The organism is Bacteroides sp. 1001302B_160321_D4, assembly GCF_015667765.1.
Taxonomy (GTDB): domain Bacteria; phylum Bacteroidota; class Bacteroidia; order Bacteroidales; family Bacteroidaceae; genus Bacteroides; species Bacteroides xylanisolvens.
In genome coordinates, this window is record NZ_JADPLO010000011.1 from 101,691 (window position 1) to 119,446 (window position 17,756).

The following is a 17,756-nucleotide window of genomic DNA, read 5'->3' on the forward strand; positions in this document are numbered from 1 at the left end:
AAAGGAGGAGTGAATCCTTTAAATTGCTTTTTTTAGAAAAATATATCTATAATATGACTAAAATATGCAAGTTTATGTTTATATTTGCACCATCAAATAAAATAAACGAGAAGTATGATGTATTTTAACTTGCCCAAAAGAATGATTAACATTACTAAATTAGTATGTGTTATTGGTGTTGTTTCTGTTGCTTTCTCCAGCTGTTTGCAGAAAGATGTATATGATCCTGCTAATTCAGGAGATAAAGAAGAGGAGGTTACTTTAGATAACTATTTCAACTTTGCTACTACTAAAAATATTCAATTGAATATTGATTATGGAAAGGAATGTCCTAGAGCTTATTTTGAAGTTTATGCTGAAAATCCGCTTTCTTATGTGGCAGAAGGCGGTCAGATTATAAAGAAAGCAGGGGTGTCACACATTGCAACCGGATTTACAGATATACAAGGACGTTATATCAAACCGGCTTCTTTCCCGACAGCTGTTTCAGAAGTTTATATTTATTCTCCGGATTTTGGTGTGCCGACTTTGTATAAAACTAAAGTTGTCGGTTCGGATGTCAGCGCAAAAATAACCTTCGAGAATGCTCTTGATGTTACTCCTGTGGACTCATCAACGAGAAGTGCACAAACAAGATCCTCTTTGAAATTTATTACAAATGTAATTCCGAATGTATTAGGAACTTGGAATGTAAATACTGGTAGACCTAACTATCTGGATGCTTCTCAAAAAATAAATGTGGACGCAACTCTCAAGAGTTATATAACGACATATTTTCCGGAAGGAAAGAATAATGTAGGAACTAATTTAGTCTCTGATGATGCTGATATTCTGATAAAAGAAGATGCGAATGTCGTTGTCAACTATTTCGGAGGAGATACAGGTGCGCAAAGTGTGTTTGCTTACTATTGTTATTCGGAAAATGCCAGTATTGATGAAATAAGACAAGCTGCAAAGCATGCATGTGTAATCTTCCCTAATGCACATAAAAGTAGTCTGGGTAATTATAGTGGGGTTGCGGTAAATTTGAAATATATAAATGAGACAGGCAGCTTTCCGGAAGAAGAACCGGAACGTATCCCAGCAGGTACAAAGATTGGTTTCCTAATTTGGAATGACGGTTGGAGAGGTGTTAAGGCCAATGGAAATATGTTCTATTCGACTAAATCTTTGAATAGTGACAAAATTTCTCACACTGCAATTTTTGCAGCAAAAAATAAAGCAGGTGAAAGAGTGAATGTGATAACAATGGAAGACTGGAAAAATGGAGAAAATGACTATAATGATGTTGCTTTCGTCATCTCTTCTAATCCTATTGCTGCTATTGAAGTGCCGGATGTTCCTAATCCGGGTGATCGGCAAGGAACAGAAAAGTATTCTGGAGTGCTTGGTTTTGAAGATAACTGGCCGGAACAAGGAGATTATGACTTGAATGATGTGGTCATGAAATATCAGTCAAGCGTTGATTATAATATAGATAATAAGGTGCTTAATATTATTGATAAGTTCACCTTGGCTTGGACGGGAGCTAATTATAAGAATTCGTTTGCTTATGAAGTTCCTTTCGATTTGAGTAAAGCTTCTAAAGTAACGGTTAATGGTAGTGAAGCTTCTTCCTATTCAGGTAATGTGATAACATTATTCAAGGATGCTAAAGCTGAATTGGGAGTATCCAATGTGAATGCGGAGGATATGATTAATCAGAATATTCAAGAGAAGACATATACGGTATCCATACAATTTAATAATCCTACTCTTGATAAATCAGTGGTGGTAGCTCCTTATAATCCTTTTATAAAAGTATTCAACTCTGCCACAGAAGTCCATCTGACAGATCATAAGCCGACAACTGGTGCGAATAATCGTTTCCCTTCCGGAGCTGATATTTCTCGTGGTGATGTAGATGGTACCTATTTCATTTGCAAGGATGGTTTTCCGTTTGCTATTCATGTAGATGCACGTTTGGACGCTTCTATTTTGAATTTAGATCTTAAAAAGGAGAATCAGCGCATTGACAAAACATATCCTAAATTTGCAGAATGGGCAAAAACGCGCGATCCGCAAATAAAATGGTGGAAATAGTTGGAGCGCATTAGAATAATCGACTATCTTTGAGGGTGAAAAATTAAGAATAGTACTGATGTAAAATATTGTTTGTTTTGTTTGTGTTAAAAAAAGTGTGGTTTCGGGAGAAAGTGTGCTTTGTTAAAAGGAGGATTAAGTATTTAATCCTCCTTTTTAATGAATAACATCAACCTTTTATAGAAAGGATGCTTGGCAAGGGTGGAAGCGTCTCCTAATATAACAAGTTTCATTCGTGCCCGCGTAATCGCTACATTCATTCTTCGCAAGTCATTTAGAAACCCGATTTGTCCGTCCTCGTTGGCACGTACGAGACTGATGAAAATAACGTCTCGCTCCTGTCCCTGAAAGCCGTCTACCGTATTCACGGTGATGAGGCTGCGGAAAGGGCGTAAAAAGCTGCTTCCTTTTATTTTTCCTCTCAAATATTGCACTTGTGCCTTGTATGGCGAAATCAGACCGAAATCAATTCTTTCATCCAGTATTCGCTCTTTGCCGATACGTCCGATGTAAGTTTCCAGTTCTTGCAGTAGTAGGTTGGCTTCCTGCTTATTGATGCGTCCGAAGCTTTCTCCTACAAAATCTTCGTGAAAGTCCATCTCTGAAGTATCGATCCAGTTCATGGGAGTGTCGAAATCAAGAATCCCCCGATAGCGTACTTCCGGAGCAGCTTCCAGTTCTCCATGATAAAACCAGTCGGAGGGAAACTGCATGATGGTTTCATGCATTCTGTACTGTACTTTTAATAGAGAGACCGCGGAAGGTTTTTGCTGAACTACTTTTTCCATTAATGTATGATCCAATCCTCCACGGGAAGCTTCTATACATTTGATAGTCGGCGGAAGCTGACAATGATCTCCTGCAAGGATGACCCGGTCTGCTTTGCGGATAGCGATCCAGCAGGCAGCTTCGAGGGCTTGTGCAGCTTCGTCGATGAATAAAGTCGGAAAACGACGTCCGTTGAGCAGGCGGTGGTTGCTGCTGACTAGGGTAGAAGCAATTACGCGGGCACTGTCGAAAAGATCGGCATTGATTTGTATTTCCAACTCCGTGGCACGATCGCGGAGACGACTCATGCGATTACGCATCCCTTCCCGTTCAGAATAACTACCCCGGCGCATCCGGCTACCCATTTCGCGGATAGATTTACGGATTCCCCAAAGCTCCGGATAGGCAGGATGACTTTCAAACCGGCGTTCGTAGGTGGATGAAAGCATTTTGTCGTTGACCCGGGTTGGATTTCCAATGCGGAGCACGGGGACTCCCCGATCTACCAGTTTCTCACAAATCCAGTCGACAGCCGTGTTGCTTTGCGCACAAACAAGCACTTGTGGTTCCCGATGCAATGTTTCGTAAATCGCTTCGACAAGAGTCGTTGTCTTTCCGGTTCCCGGAGGACCGTGAACAATAGATACGTCACGCGTACAGAGCACCTTGTTGACTGCTGTTTCCTGTGTACTGTTCAGCCATGGGAAGCGGACAGGATATAATTCGCGGAATCCCGGCTTTTGGGTACCCAACAAAATGTCACGCAGTTCCGCCAGGCGGTTGTCCTTGGCACGTATCGTGTCTTCCAGTGCTTCGAACATGGCCCGGTACGATGTTTCGTCAAAATAAAGTTGTACCCCCAGTATACCGTCAGTTTGCAGTTCCGCTAAAGCTCCCGCTCCGGGGAGTACAACGACCATTCGTTCTTCGTCGGCAAAGCTGACGGTAGCGATGAAATCCATATACTTCACTTTTCCTTCGAATGACTGGTGGAAAAAGCAAACAGGGCGGCCGAAGTCAAAGGAATGCTCTATTTCTTTATTTTCGGTCCGTGTAATATCTATTACAAGCTGATTCAGCGAATTGTAGTAACTTCGGCCAAGAGAGACAGGATACCAGCAGAGACCGCGCTTCACTTTACGGGCAACGCCCATTGTTTCGGTCTGCCGCTTAAATTCTTCCTTCTCATATTCATACTCCATCCGCAGGAGGAGTTGCTGCTGCTGAAGGTCTATAATGGGACTTTTCGGATTATTACTCATAATAGGCGCAAAGGTAACAAATCTTCGTTCCGGGTAGAAAAAATATTTCATTTTGTTAAACATTACTCGAACGCCGTTCGTTATTTTAATAGATAGACTAAAAAAACAAAAAGCAATATGGTATATGATGTGACTATGTTAGAAGCTTTCTACGCTGCTTATAAAGGAAAGGTAGAACACGTACGGGCTATACTGAAACGCCCTTTGACGTTGGCCGAGAAAATTTTGTATGCTCATCTGTATGATGTAGCCGATTTGAAAGATTACAAACGGGGGGAGGATTATGTGAATTTCCGTCCCGACCGTGTGGCTATGCAGGATGCAACTGCGCAGATGGCTTTGCTCCAATTTATGAATGCAGGTAAGGATCAGGTGGCTGTGCCTTCGACAGTGCATTGCGATCACTTGATACAGGCGTATAAAGGTGCAAAGGCGGATATTGCTACGGCAAGACTGACTAATGAAGAAGTATACGATTTCCTCCGTGATGTATCTTCCCGTTATGGCATCGGCTTCTGGAAACCGGGAGCAGGAATTATCCATCAGGTAGTGCTCGAAAACTATGCTTTCCCCGGTGGTATGATGGTGGGAACAGACTCTCATACGCCTAATGCAGGCGGACTGGGCATGGTGGCTATCGGTGTCGGTGGCGCGGATGCCGTGGATGTGATGACAGGAATGGAATGGGAGCTGAAAATGCCGAAGATTATCGGTGTCCGTCTGACCGGAAAACTAAGCGGTTGGACCTCTCCGAAAGACGTGATTCTGAAGCTGGCCGGCATCCTTACCGTAAAAGGAGGAACGAATGCTATTATCGAATATTTTGGTCCCGGAACCGAATCCCTTTCTGCTACCGGGAAAGCTACCATTTGCAATATGGGTGCCGAAGTTGGAGCTACTACCTCTTTATTCCCGTTTGACGGACGCATGGCTACTTATTTGAGAGCTACCGGAAGAGATTGTGTAGTCGATTGGGCTGAATCTGTTGGTGCAGACCTTCGTGCAGACGACATTGTGACCGACGAACCATCCAACTATTACGACCGTGTAATTGAAATAGACTTGTCAGAACTCGAACCTTATATAAACGGGCCGTTTACACCGGATGCCGCTACTCCCATCTCTGAATTTGCAGAAAAAGTGTTATTGAACGGCTACCCCCGTAAAATGGAGGTAGGCTTGATAGGTTCATGTACCAATTCTTCTTATCAGGATTTGAGCCGTGCAGCTTCTCTGGCAAAGCAGGTGACAGAAAAGAATTTGAGCGTTGCTTCTCCGCTGATCGTCAATCCGGGTTCGGAGCAAATCCGGGCTACTGCCGAAAGAGACGGTATGATTGAAGCTTTTGAACGGCTGGGAGCCACGATTATGGCAAATGCTTGTGGACCTTGTATCGGTCAGTGGAAACGTGAGACGGACGATCCGACACGAAAGAACTCAATCGTCACCTCTTTCAATCGTAATTTTGCCAAACGCGCTGATGGTAATCCCAACACATACGCGTTTGTAGCTTCTCCGGAACTAACGATGGCGTTAACAATAGCCGGCGATCTCTGTTTCAACCCGTTGAAAGACAGACTGGTGAATCATAACGGAGAAAAAGTGAAACTCTCCGAGCCTGTAGGAGATGAACTTCCCTTGAAAGGTTTTGAACAGGGAAATGAAGGGTATATTGCCCCGCACGGAGCAAAAACGGAAATCAGGGTAAAACCGGATTCCCAACGTCTCCAGCTTCTGACTCCTTTCCCGGCATGGGACGGACAGGACTTGCTGAACATGCCTTTATTGATTAAAGCACAGGGAAAATGTACTACCGACCATATCTCTATGGCAGGTCCGTGGCTCCGCTTCCGGGGACATTTGGAGAATATTTCCGACAATATGCTGATGGGAGCTGTCAATGCTTTCAATGGTGAAACGAACCGTGTTTGGAATCGTTCGACAAATACTTATGGAACAGTTTCCGGTACGGCAAAGATGTATAAATCCGAAGGTATTCCGTCTATTGTTGTTGCCGAGGAGAATTATGGAGAAGGTTCCAGCCGTGAACATGCAGCCATGGAACCACGCTTCCTCAATGTACGTGTCATTTTGGCTAAGAGTTTTGCCCGTATCCACGAAACAAATCTGAAAAAACAAGGGATGCTTGCTCTTACTTTTGTAGATAAAGCAGACTATGACAAGATTCGGGAACACGATCTTTTGTCCGTATCAGGCTTAGTCCATTTCGCACCGGGGCGCAATCTGACGATTATTCTTCATCACGAAGACGGAACGAAAGAAAGTTTTGAAGTGCAACATACCTATAATGAACAGCAGATAGCCTGGTTTCGTGCCGGTTCTGCCTTAAATGCAAGATAAAAAATGAGCAAAATAACTATGCAAACAGATGGTACGCTGTTGGTACCCGATGTGCCTACCGTACCTTATATTACCGGCGATGGAGTAGGAGCCGAAGTGACTCCTGCCATGCAAGCCGTAGTGGACGCAGCTATCCGGAAAGCATACGGCGGCAAACGTCGGATCGAATGGAAAGAAGTGTTGGCGGGAGAACGTGCCTTCAACGCGACTGGTTCCTGGTTGCCGGATGAAACAATGGAAACCTTTCAGGAATACCTGGTAGGAATCAAAGGTCCGTTGACAACTCCTGTCGGAGGTGGAATCCGTTCGTTGAACGTAGCACTGCGTCAGACACTTGATTTATACGTCTGTCTTCGTCCGGTTCGTTGGTATCAGGGAGTACAGTCGCCTGTCAAATCACCGGAGAAAGTGAATATGTGTGTGTTCCGTGAAAATACGGAAGATATTTATGCAGGTATCGAATGGGAAGCCGGAACTCCGGAGGCTGAAAAGTTCTATCAATTCCTGAAAGACGAAATGGGCGTGACAAAAGTCCGTTTCCCGGAAACCTCTTCTTTCGGTGTGAAACCTGTATCACGTGAGGGCACGGAGCGTCTTGTGCGTGCTGCCTGCCAGTATGCGATCGACCATCATTTGCCTTCCGTAACACTGGTGCATAAAGGAAATATCATGAAGTTTACCGAAGGTGGTTTCAAAAAATGGGGCTACGAACTGGCGCAACGTGAATTTGGCGATGCTTTGGCAGATGGCAGACTGGTGATAAAAGATTGCATTGCAGATGCTTTCTTGCAAAATACACTCCTGATTCCCGAAGAATATTCCGTAATAGCCACCTTAAACCTCAATGGAGACTACGTTTCTGACCAACTGGCGGCTATGGTAGGCGGTATCGGCATCGCTCCGGGAGCAAATATCAACTACCAGACAGGGCATGCCATCTTTGAAGCAACTCACGGAACAGCTCCCAATATTGCGGGAAAAGATGTGGTGAACCCTTGTTCTATTATCCTTTCGGCAGTAATGATGCTCGAATATTTTGACTGGAAAGAAGCGGCTGCTCTGATAGAGAAAGCCTTGGAACAAAGCTTCCTGGACGCTCGCGCTACACACGATTTAGCCCGTTTTATGCCGAATGGAACCTCCCTCTCTACTTCCGCTTTCACTCGTGAGATCGTGGAAAGAATTGAAAAATAAAAGTAACGAATAAAAAACGAAGAAAGATGAAAAAAGAGTACTTGATTTACAAGCTTTCCGAGGAAATGAAGGAAGCTACCCGGATTGATACAGAATTGTTCTCCAAGTTTGATGTGAAGCGCGGATTGCGTAATGAAGACGGCACAGGTGTATTGGTAGGTTTAACCAGAATCGGTAATGTAGTAGGATATGAACGTGTTCCGGGTGGTGGGTTGAAACCCATACCGGGAAAACTGTTCTATCGCGGTTATGATGTAGAAGATATTTCTCACGCTATAATCAAAGAGAAACGCTTTGGCTTCGAAGAAGTGGCTTACCTATTGCTTTCCGGACGTCTGCCGGATAAAGAAGAATTGCTTTCTTTCCGTGAGTTGATTAACGACAATATGCCGTTGGAACAGAAAACGAAAATGAACATCATCGAGTTGGAAGGAAACAACATCATGAATATTCTTTCACGCAGTGTATTGGAAATGTATCGTTTTGACGCAAATGCGGATGATACCTCCCGGGATAACCTGATGCGTCAGAGTATTGAACTGATTTCAAAGTTCCCCACTATCATCGCTTATGCTTATAATATGCTTCGTCATGCTACTTTCGGACGTTCTCTGCATATCCGCCATCCGCAGGAAAAGCTCTCTATTGCCGAGAATTTCCTGTATATGCTGAAAAAAGACTATACTGAACTGGATGCACGCACCCTCGATTTGTTATTGATTCTTCAGGCAGAGCACGGTGGTGGTAATAACTCCACTTTCACCGTTCGCGTAACTTCTTCTACCGGAACAGATACTTATTCGGCCATCGCCGCTGGTATCGGTTCGCTGAAAGGCCCGCTTCACGGAGGTGCCAATATTCAGGTTGCTGACATGTTCCAGCACCTGAAGGAAAATATCAAAGACTGGACAAGTGTAGATGAGATAGACACTTACTACACCCGAATGTTGAACAAAGAAGTGTATAACAAAACCGGATTGATCTATGGTATCGGACATGCCGTTTATACCATCTCTGACCCTCGTGCTCTTCTATTGAAAGAACTGGCTCGCGACCTTGCCCGTGAAAAAGGCAGAGAAAGCGAATTTGCTTTTCTCGAACTGTTGGAAGAACGTGCCATCGCTACTTTCGGACGGGTTAAAAACAACGGAAAGACAGTGTCCAGCAATATCGACTTCTATTCGGGCTTCGTGTATGAAATGATCGGTTTGCCGCAGGAAATCTTCACTCCACTGTTTGCCATGGCACGTATCGTAGGCTGGTGTGCACACCGCAATGAAGAATTGACCTTCGACGGTAAACGGATTATCCGCCCGGCTTATAAAAATGTACTTGATGATTTGGCTTATATCCCAATTAAGAAACGCTGATAATAACCAATCCTTTTATTAAATAGATAAGTAATCCCGGATGTGTGCCCGATCATTTCAGAAGCGCATCCGGGAAATTTTACATTTTCTCCTTTTTTATGTTCGTAAAAGAATGTACTTCAGATTCTTTCTATTTTTTGTATCGTCGTTTATCTCCTTTTTGTTATTTTTGCGTGTTACAAAATAGATCGGTATGAGTATAGATACTTTTAATCTGTTTCTGGGGGTGATGAGCCTGATTGCTTTGTTTGTTTTTATCGCCCTTTACTTTGTGAAAGCCGGATATGGTATTTTCCGCACAGCATCGTGGGGAGTAGCTATCTCCAATAAACTAGCCTGGATATTGATGGAAGCTCCGGTTTTTGTGGTGATGTGTGTGATGTGGATCTATTCCGAACGTCGGTTCGAGCCGGTGATTTTCACTTTCTTCCTCTTCTTTCAAATTCACTATTTTCAGCGTGCTTTCATCTTCCCTTTGCTATTGAAAGGAAAAAGTAAGATGCCGCTGGCAATCATGTCGATGGGAGTTCTTTTTAATCTGCTGAATGGTTATATGCAAGGAAAATGGATTTTCTATCTTGCTCCCGAAACGATGTATCAAGCCGGTTGGTTTACTTCACCGTGGTTTATTATCGGCACACTGCTCTTTTTCGCAGGTATGCTGTTGAACTGGCAGTCGGATTATATCATCCGACATTTGCGCAAACCGGGAGACACCCGGCATTATCTGCCTCAAAAAGGAATGTACCGTTATGTCACTTCCGCCAACTATTTCGGTGAGATAGTAGAATGGGCAGGTTGGGCGATACTCACTTGTTCACTTTCCGGCCTGGTCTTCCTTTGGTGGACGATTGCTAACCTTGTTCCCCGTGCCAACGCTATTTGGTGCCGTTACCGCGAAGAATTCGGAGACGCAGTGGGAGAACGGAAACGAGTGTTCCCTTTCCTTTATTAGGGGCGCTTTTTATCATGACTTACGTATGACTTAAATAAAATATCAACTACTATGGAATCTAAACTTTTTAGCCCGGTCACCTTTGGTCCTTTGACGCTGCGGAATCGAACGATCCGTTCGGCAGCTTTTGAGAGCATGTGTCCGGAGAATACTCCCACGCAAATGTTGCTGGATTACCATCGGTCGGTAGCTGCGGGGGGAGTAGGTATGACAACAGTGGCTTATGCTGCCGTGACACAAAGCGGACTTTCTTTCGACCGTCAGTTGTGGTTGCGTCCGTCTATTATTCCCCGTTTACACGAACTGACAAAAGCCGTGCACGATGAAGGTGCCGCAGTAGGTATACAAATCGGGCATTGTGGAAATATGTCCCATAAAAATATATGTGGTGTCACTCCTATATCCGCATCTTCAGGCTTCAACCTCTATTCTCCTACGTTTGTGCGTGGAATGGAAAAAGAGGAGCTTCCGGAAATGGCGAAAGCGTATGGAAATGCAGTCAATCTGGCGAGGAAAGCCGGGTTTGACGCCGTTGAAGTACATGCGGGGCACGGCTATTTGATTAGTCAATTCCTGTCTCCCTACACCAATCATCGGAAAGATGAATATGGCGGTTCGCTCGAAAACCGGATGCGTTTTATGGATATGGTGATGGAAGAAGTGATGAAAGCGGCGGGCAATGATATGGCAGTTTTTGTAAAAATGAATATGCGCGACGGCTTCAAAGGAGGAATGGAGATTGACGAATCCATACAAGTGGCCAAACGTCTGTTGGAACTTGGCGCTCATGGATTGGTGTTGAGTGGTGGTTTTGTCAGCAAAGCGCCGATGTATGTGATGAGAGGTGCCATGCCGATTCGTTCGATGTCTTACTATATGAATTGTTGGTGGCTGAAATACGGAGTCCGTATGTTTGGCAAATGGATGATACCCTCTGTACCCTTCAAAGAGGCCTATTTCCTTGAAGATGCACTGAAATTCCGTGCGGCTCTTCCGGATGCGCCGTTGATTTATGTCGGTGGTCTTGTTTCCCGTCAGAAAATAGATGAAGTGCTCGATTCCGGTTTTGATGCCGTGCAGATGGCGAGAGCATTACTCAACGAACCGGGATTCGTGAACCGGATGAAACAGGAGGAACAAGCACGCTGCAACTGTGGACACAGTAATTATTGCATAGGACGTATGTATACGATAGAAATGGCTTGTCATCAACATTTGAAAGAACAATTACCTTCCTCTTTACAAAAAGAGATTGATAAACTGGAGAAAAAATGAGTGAAATGAAATGGGCAATCATCACCGGTGCGGACGGAGGAATGGGAACAGAAATAACACGTGCCGTAGCCAAAGCCGGTTATCGAATCATTATGGCTTGTTATCATCCGCAGAAAGCGGAGGTTGTTCGTGAACGTTTGAGCAAGGAAACCGGAAACCCGGATTTGGAAGTAATAGCTATCGATTTATCTTCTATGCAATCCGTAGTTGCTTTTGCCAGTCAGATCTTAGAAAGGAATCTTCCCATCTCTTTGTTGATGAATAATGCCGGAACGATGGAGACAGGTTTTCATACTACTTCCGAAGGATTCGAACGAACGGTAAGTGTGAACTACATGGGACCTTATCTGCTTACCCGGAAATTAATTCCGTTGATGGTGCGTGGAGCGCGTATCGTAAATATGGTTTCCTGTACATACGCAATCGGCAAGCTCGACTTCCCAGATTTCTTTCATAGAGGGAAAACGGGAACGTTTTGGAGGATTCCTGTTTACAGTAACACGAAGCTGGCTTTATTATTGTTTACTTTCGAGCTTTCCGAACAACTTCGAGAGAAGGGGATTACCGTCAATGCTGCCGATCCGGGAATTGTTTCTACTGATATCATCACTATGCACAAGTGGTTCGATCCGTTGACGGATATTTTTTTCCGTCCTTTTATCCGTAAACCCAAGAAAGGGGCTTCTACGGCAATCGGTTTACTGTTGGACGAGAAGGAAGCCGGTGTGACAGGACAACTGTATGTCAATAACCACCGGAAAAACTTGTCTGATAAATACACGAATCATGTGCAAAAAGAGCAGTTGTGGGAGGTAACGGAACGTGCGTTGGCGAGTTGGCTGAAGTAGGTTTTCTTTTCTTTTTTTATTTAAATTATCCAGTATTTACTTATATATAGGTATTGTACATATCTATATACCTCATTTTTGTTGTCTTATTTTTACCAATAGATAGGGATTGTTTGGCATCCCTCTTTCTGCTTACCTTTGCATCGCTTTTAGAGCAATGAAAAGGTATAAAGTAAAAAGGTAAAAAGGAGATGAGCAATAAATATTTTTTGGTTTTTCTGGCATTCTTGTTTTCCGTATCCGTATATTCACAACATGGGCGTCACCGTAGTAGTTTAATTTCGGGCAGAGTGATGTCTACAGAGAAAGAAGTGGTGGATTTTGCGACAGTTTATCTGAAAGGAACCAACCAAGGATGCTATACAGATGAAAAAGGTATATATCATTTGAAAACTACAGCAGGTGAATATACACTTGTCGTTTCGGCTATCGGTTATCAAACGGTAGAAAAGAAAGTTAAATTAGCCAAGGGAGAAAGAATAAAAGTAAACGTCACTATCGCACCGGCGGTAAAAGAACTGGGAGAGGTGCTGGTCACGACATCCGGAGTCGGTCGTGTGAATCAATCTGCTTTTAATGCGGTAGCCATTGATGCGAAGAAATTGCATAACAGTACGCAGACTTTGGCGGGTGCACTGACTAAAGTGCCCGGTGTAAAACTCCGCGAATCAGGTGGAGTGGGATCGGATATGCAATTGTATATCGATGGCTTTAGCGGGAAACATGTGAAAATCTTCATTGACGGCATACCACAGGAGGGAGCCGGTGCCGCATTCGATTTGAACAATGTTCCTATTAATTTTGCCGACCGTATAGAAGTCTATAAAGGAGTGGTTCCTGTAGGATTCGGAACCGATGCTATTGGGGGAGTGGTTAATATTGTCACCAACAAGCAACCCGGAAAGTGGTTTATGGACGCTTCCTATTCTTACGGGTCATTTAATACTCATAAATCATACGTGCGCTTCGGACAAACGTTCAAGAATGGTTTTATGTATGAGGTCAATGCTTTTCAAAACTTTTCGGATAATGATTATTATGTAGACACTTACGTACGCGAATTTGAGATTAAAGAAGATGGAAGCGTACGTTTTCCGCCACTTGATAAAAATAAGATTTATCATCTGAAACGTTTTAATGACCAGTATCATAATGAAGCCGTGATTGGAAAAATCGGCCTGGTAGGAAAGAAATGGGCAGACCGTTTGGCGTTGAGTTTCAATTATTCCCATTTCTATAAAGAGATACAAACAGGCGTTTATCAAGATGTCGTGTTCGGTGAAAAATTCCGCAAAGGACATTCGTTGGTCCCTTCTTTAGAATATTACAAAAAGAACTTATTGGTGAAAAACCTGGATCTGCTGTTGACTGCCAATTACAATCATAATATCACCAACAATGTCGATACCGCTTCGCGGGCTTACAACTGGCGTGGAGATTTTTATGAAAAAGGTAGCCGGGGAGAACAGTCTTACCAGAACAGTGAATCTAAAAATAGAAACTGGAATGGGACGCTGAAGATGAATTATCATATCGGACAGGCGCATACGTTTACTTTCAGTCATGTAATCAGTGATTTTGAACGTACGAGCCGTTCTGCCATCGGTGCTTCTTCCAAATTCACGGACTTTTCTATTCCTAAAATCACTCGTAAAAACGTCAGCGGGCTTTCTTACCGTCTGATGCCGTCGGACAGATGGAATGTGTCGGCATTTGCCAAATATTATCGGCAATACAACAAGGGACCGGTATCGCAGAATACGGATGGAATAGGCAATTATATCAATCTGTCCAATACGGCAAGCGCTCTTGGATATGGAGCGGCAGGTACCTATTTTATATGGAAAGATCTTCAGGTGAAACTTTCGTACGAAAAGGCTTTCCGCCTGCCGACCACGGACGAACTCTTTGGAGATGAAGACCTTGAAGCTGGCAAAATGAATCTGAAACCGGAGAAAAGTGATAATGTCAATTTGAGTTTCAGCTATAATCATCAGTTTGGCAAGCATGGATTGTATGCCGAGGCCGGTTTGATATATCGGGATACGAAAGATTACATAAAAAGAGGACTGGACGTATTGGGAGGAACAAGCTACGGATATTATGAGAACCACGGTCACGTAAGGACCAAAGGGTATAATTTGTCATTGCTTTATAGCTTCTCGCGTTGGTTTGATATAGGAGGAACATTCAATAGCATCGATACTCGTGATTACGAAAAGTTTCTGGCGGGTTCCTCTTTGCAAGAAAGCATGCACTATAAAGTGCGTATGCCGAATCTGCCCTATCGTTATGCTAATATCAATGCAAATTTTTATTGGAATGACCTGTTTGTCAAAGGAAATGTGTTGAGCATCGGCTATGATAGCTACTGGCAGCACGATTTTCCTCTTTACTGGGAAAATCTCGGAGATAAAGATTCAAAGAATATGGTGCCGGAACAGTTTTCTCATAATCTGTCTTTGTCCTACACCATGAAGAATGGACGTTATAATGTATCATTTGAATGTAGGAATTTCACCGATGCCCAACTGTTTGACAATTTTAGCCTGCAAAAAGCGGGGCGCGCATTCTATGGAAAGTTCAGAGTGTTTTTCGGTAAATAATAAGAGTAAGTTTTTAGTATCAATCAATAATAAAGAATATATGAAGAAGTTTTTATTACAGGCTTTTGCCGTAGCTTTTTGTTTGAGTAGCGGTGTGTTTGTGGCATCTTGCGACGATGATAATAATCCGGTGGATAACCCGCCGATTGATGGAGAAACGGCTTATGTGGTGGCTGCCACAACTGGTGAAGCAAGTTATTTGGTAGTAGCCAATTCTTTGGATGAAGGAACAGTGTCGACTCAAGGGAATGGAACCGAAGTGATTGGCGGTACCTATTGGGTATATAAAGGACTGGATTATGTGTTTGCTTTAGTTTATAATAAAGGTGGCGCAGGTACAGGAGCTTCCTATTATTTGGGGGCAGATGGTAAAATGAAAGAAAAGTACACATACACTTATAATCGTATCACGTCTTATGGGACCTGGGGGGATAAAGTGGTGACTGTTTCCACCGGGGACTCGAAAATAACGGATGAGGATCAGAATGTGGCTCAAGCATTGTTGTTCAACTATCTGGATGCAACCGACGGCAGTCAGGAAGAGGGTACCTTGCTTGCCGAAAATTACTTGGGTAATGGTGAAAAAGTTTCATGGGCAGGTCTGGTTGAAGCTAACAATAAGATTTATACATCTGTCATCCCAATGGGAATGAGTAAGTACGGTATTAAAAAATGGCCGGAAGCTGTGACAGATCAGGAACTTGTGACTAAGACTGACGGTGGTAGCGGCAGCGGTGCATATACAGCCGGTGTTATTCCTTCTACACAATACCCGGATAATGCTTACGTGGCAATTTATAATGGCACGAACTTTAATGAGACTCCGGTGATTGCCAAGACTGATAAAATAGGCTATGCATGCGGTCGTATGCGTTCACAATATTATCAGACCATTTGGGCCGCTGATAATGGTGACGTCTATGTGTTCTCTCCCGGATATGGACGTACGGCAGTTTCATCTTCAGATTTGAAGAAGGTAACAGGACAGAAGCCTTCGGGCGCAATGCGTATCAAAGCAGGCGCAACAGATTTCGATCCGGATTACTATGTGAACTTTGAAGAGATAGGCACAAAACACCCTATTTTCCGTTGCTGGCACATCTCTGAAGATTACTTCCTGCTTCAATTGTATAAAAAGGGAGCGGAAGATATGATTAATGGCGGTACAAGTGCAGATGTCAGCGAATTGGCTATTTTCAAGGCGGAAGATAAGACGATTATGCCTGTTACAGGTCTGCCGGCTGACGGAAAGTTTGGTGGCGAGCCTTATGGAGAAAAAGGGTATGCTTATATGGCTGTCACTGTGACTACGGGCGAGAAACCGGCCTTCTATAAAATAGACGCAAAAACAGGCAAGGCAGTCAAAGGTTTAACGGTAGAAGCTGACGCTATCACTACGGTAGGTAAGATGGAATATCTTTCAAAATAATACAGTCGGTTAAATAGAGAATCTTTTGTATATAAAAGCCTGCCGAGCGGAAAGCTTTGCAGGCTTTTTCAAGAAATAGGATTGAAAACATGAAAAAAATATTCAGAAAGATACATTTGTGGCTTTCCGTCCCTTTCGGACTGATAATAACTCTTGTCTGCTTCTCCGGTGCCATGCTGGTATTTGAAAATGAGGTGAATGAGTGGTTTCGACGCGATCTTTACTACGTGGAAACGGTAAAGGAGTCTCCTCTTCCTATGGATAAGTTGCTTGAAAAAGTGGCGACGACATTGCCTGACAGTGTATCGGTGACCGGTGTCAGCATATCTTCTGATCCCGGACGTGCGTATCAGGTTAGTCTTTCCAAACCACGTCGTGCATCTTTGTATGTAGACCAGTATACGGGCGAAGTAAAAGGAAAAAGCGAGCGTAGCGGCTTTTTTATGTTTATGTTCCGAATGCATCGCTGGCTGCTGGATAGTATGAATCCGGGAAATGAAGGGATCTTTTGGGGCAAAATGATTGTAGGTGTCAGTACGCTTTTACTTGTTTTTGTACTGATTTCGGGAATTGTCATTTGGTGGCCGCGTACACGTAAAGCATTGAAGAATAGCCTGAAAATAACAGCAACAAAAGGTTGGAGAAGGTTTTGGTATGACTTGCATGTGGCAGGTGGAATGTATGCTCTGATCTTTCTACTGGCTATGGCACTGACGGGATTGACCTGGTCTTTTCCGTGGTATCGGACAGCTTTCTATAAGGTCTTCGGGGTGGAAGTACAGCAACGTGCCGCCCAAGGACATGAACAGAAAAGTGATGCTCAAAAGAGGGATACCAAACTGGCAGCCCATCGGGAAAAGAAAAGAGAAGGAAATGAGGTTCGAAAGGGTGAAAGAAGCAGACGTCCGGAAAACAATCACAGTGATATGTACTCGGTAACTTCACCATTCGTTTATTGGCAGGAGATTTATGATAAACTAAGACGTCAGAATCCGGAGTATAAGCAAATCAGTATTTCTTCTGGTACGGCAAGCGTGTCTTTCAACCGTTTCGGGAATCAGCGGGCATCTGACCGTTATTCTTTCAATACGGATAATGGTGAATTTACAGAAACAAGTCTTTATCAACATCAAGACAAGTCGGGAAAGATTCGTGGTTGGATTTATTCTGTGCATGTTGGTAACTGGGGAGGAATGTTTACTCGCATACTTACCTTTATTGCTGCCTTATTGGGGGCTGCACTACCACTGACTGGATATTATTTATGGATAAAAAGACTCATAAAGGTACGGAAATGAATGAAATTTTTTCCTACTATAAAGTTGAAAAACATAAAAACATCTGCCACCTGCAACGAAAAGCGTGTAATACACTAGTTAATAAATAGTTGGAACGTTGCAGATACCTGTGGCAGATAGGTTGCAGATAAAGTATCTGCAACACGTTATATAATCAAAGAAAAAGCCTTGATTCCTTTGTGCAAAGCTATGGGATAATTGGGATGACTCTATGGAGAAATTTTGGTATCTCTACGGGGAAACGACAGTATCCTTACGTAGAAACTGTAGTGTCCCGCCTTAGAAACTCTCGTTTCCTGCCGTGGAAA

Annotated in this window: 11 protein-coding genes; 10 read left to right on the forward strand and 1 reads right to left on the reverse strand. The window is 43.5% G+C overall.

What is annotated here, in order from left to right:
* Positions 1-114: 114 nt before the first annotated feature.
* Entirely contained in the window at positions 115-2,082 is a 1,968-nt protein-coding gene (locus KFO40_RS06735) for an LruC domain-containing protein (RefSeq protein WP_211146213.1), read from the forward strand.
* Positions 2,083-2,225: 143 nt separating this feature from the next.
* On the opposite strand, the gene KFO40_RS06740 is transcribed toward KFO40_RS06735, so the two are convergent.
* Positions 2,226-4,163, reverse strand: coding sequence for an AAA domain-containing protein (locus KFO40_RS06740; protein WP_248005560.1), 1,938 nt, complete (start codon positions 4,161-4,163; stop codon positions 2,226-2,228).
* A gap of 66 nt (positions 4,164-4,229) precedes the next feature.
* Here KFO40_RS06740 and KFO40_RS06745 point away from each other — a divergent pair, with 66 nt between their 5' ends.
* The 9 genes from KFO40_RS06745 (at position 4,230) to KFO40_RS06785 (ending at position 17,448) form a co-directional block, all read left to right on the forward strand.
* The gene (locus KFO40_RS06745; protein WP_004321855.1) at positions 4,230-6,473 is read left to right on the forward strand and encodes an aconitate hydratase; all 2,244 of its coding nucleotides are present in this window, start codon (positions 4,230-4,232) and stop codon (positions 6,471-6,473) included.
* 3 nt (positions 6,474-6,476) lie between these two features.
* A complete protein-coding gene (gene icd, locus KFO40_RS06750) occupies positions 6,477-7,667 on the forward strand; it encodes an NADP-dependent isocitrate dehydrogenase (RefSeq protein WP_044918807.1) in 1,191 nt (396 codons plus the stop codon).
* A 26-nt stretch (positions 7,668-7,693) separates the two neighbouring features.
* Positions 7,694-9,037: a citrate/2-methylcitrate synthase gene (locus tag KFO40_RS06755; protein ID WP_004299485.1), complete on the forward strand. Its 1,344-nt coding sequence runs from the start codon at positions 7,694-7,696 to the stop codon at positions 9,035-9,037.
* Between the two features lie 193 nt (positions 9,038-9,230).
* Positions 9,231-9,992, forward strand: a complete 762-nt coding sequence (locus KFO40_RS06760) for a DUF1295 domain-containing protein (protein ID WP_004299486.1) — start codon at positions 9,231-9,233, stop codon at positions 9,990-9,992.
* A 51-nt stretch (positions 9,993-10,043) separates the two neighbouring features.
* On the forward strand, positions 10,044-11,267 hold the full coding sequence (locus KFO40_RS06765; RefSeq protein ID WP_004312420.1) for an NADH:flavin oxidoreductase: 1,224 nt from the start codon (positions 10,044-10,046) through the stop codon (positions 11,265-11,267).
* Entirely contained in the window at positions 11,264-12,115 is an 852-nt protein-coding gene (locus KFO40_RS06770) for an SDR family oxidoreductase (protein ID WP_004321850.1), read from the forward strand. The genes KFO40_RS06765 and KFO40_RS06770 overlap by 4 nt, the downstream gene beginning before the upstream one ends.
* Positions 12,116-12,306: 191 nt before the next feature.
* Complete coding sequence (locus KFO40_RS06775) at positions 12,307-14,721, forward strand: TonB-dependent receptor (protein ID WP_211146215.1); 2,415 nt, start codon at positions 12,307-12,309, stop codon at positions 14,719-14,721.
* 40 nt (positions 14,722-14,761) lie between these two features.
* On the forward strand, positions 14,762-16,150 hold the full coding sequence (locus tag KFO40_RS06780; RefSeq protein ID WP_211146216.1) for a DUF4374 domain-containing protein: 1,389 nt from the start codon (positions 14,762-14,764) through the stop codon (positions 16,148-16,150).
* Positions 16,151-16,239: 89 nt separating this feature from the next.
* A complete protein-coding gene (locus KFO40_RS06785; protein ID WP_008024792.1) occupies positions 16,240-17,448 on the forward strand; it encodes a PepSY-associated TM helix domain-containing protein in 1,209 nt (402 codons plus the stop codon).
* Positions 17,449-17,756: the final 308 nt, after the last annotated feature.

Coding starts and splice junctions, on each gene's coding strand:
- KFO40_RS06735 (WP_211146213.1), top strand. CDS start 115: ATGATGTATTTTAACTTGCCCAAAAGAATGATTAACATTACTAAATTA.
- KFO40_RS06740 (WP_248005560.1), bottom strand. CDS start 4,163: ATGAAATATTTTTTCTACCCGGAACGAAGATTTGTTACCTTTGCGCCT.
- KFO40_RS06745 (WP_004321855.1), top strand. CDS start 4,230: ATGGTATATGATGTGACTATGTTAGAAGCTTTCTACGCTGCTTATAAA.
- icd (WP_044918807.1), top strand. CDS start 6,477: ATGAGCAAAATAACTATGCAAACAGATGGTACGCTGTTGGTACCCGAT.
- KFO40_RS06755 (WP_004299485.1), top strand. CDS start 7,694: ATGAAAAAAGAGTACTTGATTTACAAGCTTTCCGAGGAAATGAAGGAA.
- KFO40_RS06760 (WP_004299486.1), top strand. CDS start 9,231: ATGAGTATAGATACTTTTAATCTGTTTCTGGGGGTGATGAGCCTGATT.
- KFO40_RS06765 (WP_004312420.1), top strand. CDS start 10,044: ATGGAATCTAAACTTTTTAGCCCGGTCACCTTTGGTCCTTTGACGCTG.
- KFO40_RS06770 (WP_004321850.1), top strand. CDS start 11,264: ATGAGTGAAATGAAATGGGCAATCATCACCGGTGCGGACGGAGGAATG.
- KFO40_RS06775 (WP_211146215.1), top strand. CDS start 12,307: ATGAGCAATAAATATTTTTTGGTTTTTCTGGCATTCTTGTTTTCCGTA.
- KFO40_RS06780 (WP_211146216.1), top strand. CDS start 14,762: ATGAAGAAGTTTTTATTACAGGCTTTTGCCGTAGCTTTTTGTTTGAGT.
- KFO40_RS06785 (WP_008024792.1), top strand. CDS start 16,240: ATGAAAAAAATATTCAGAAAGATACATTTGTGGCTTTCCGTCCCTTTC.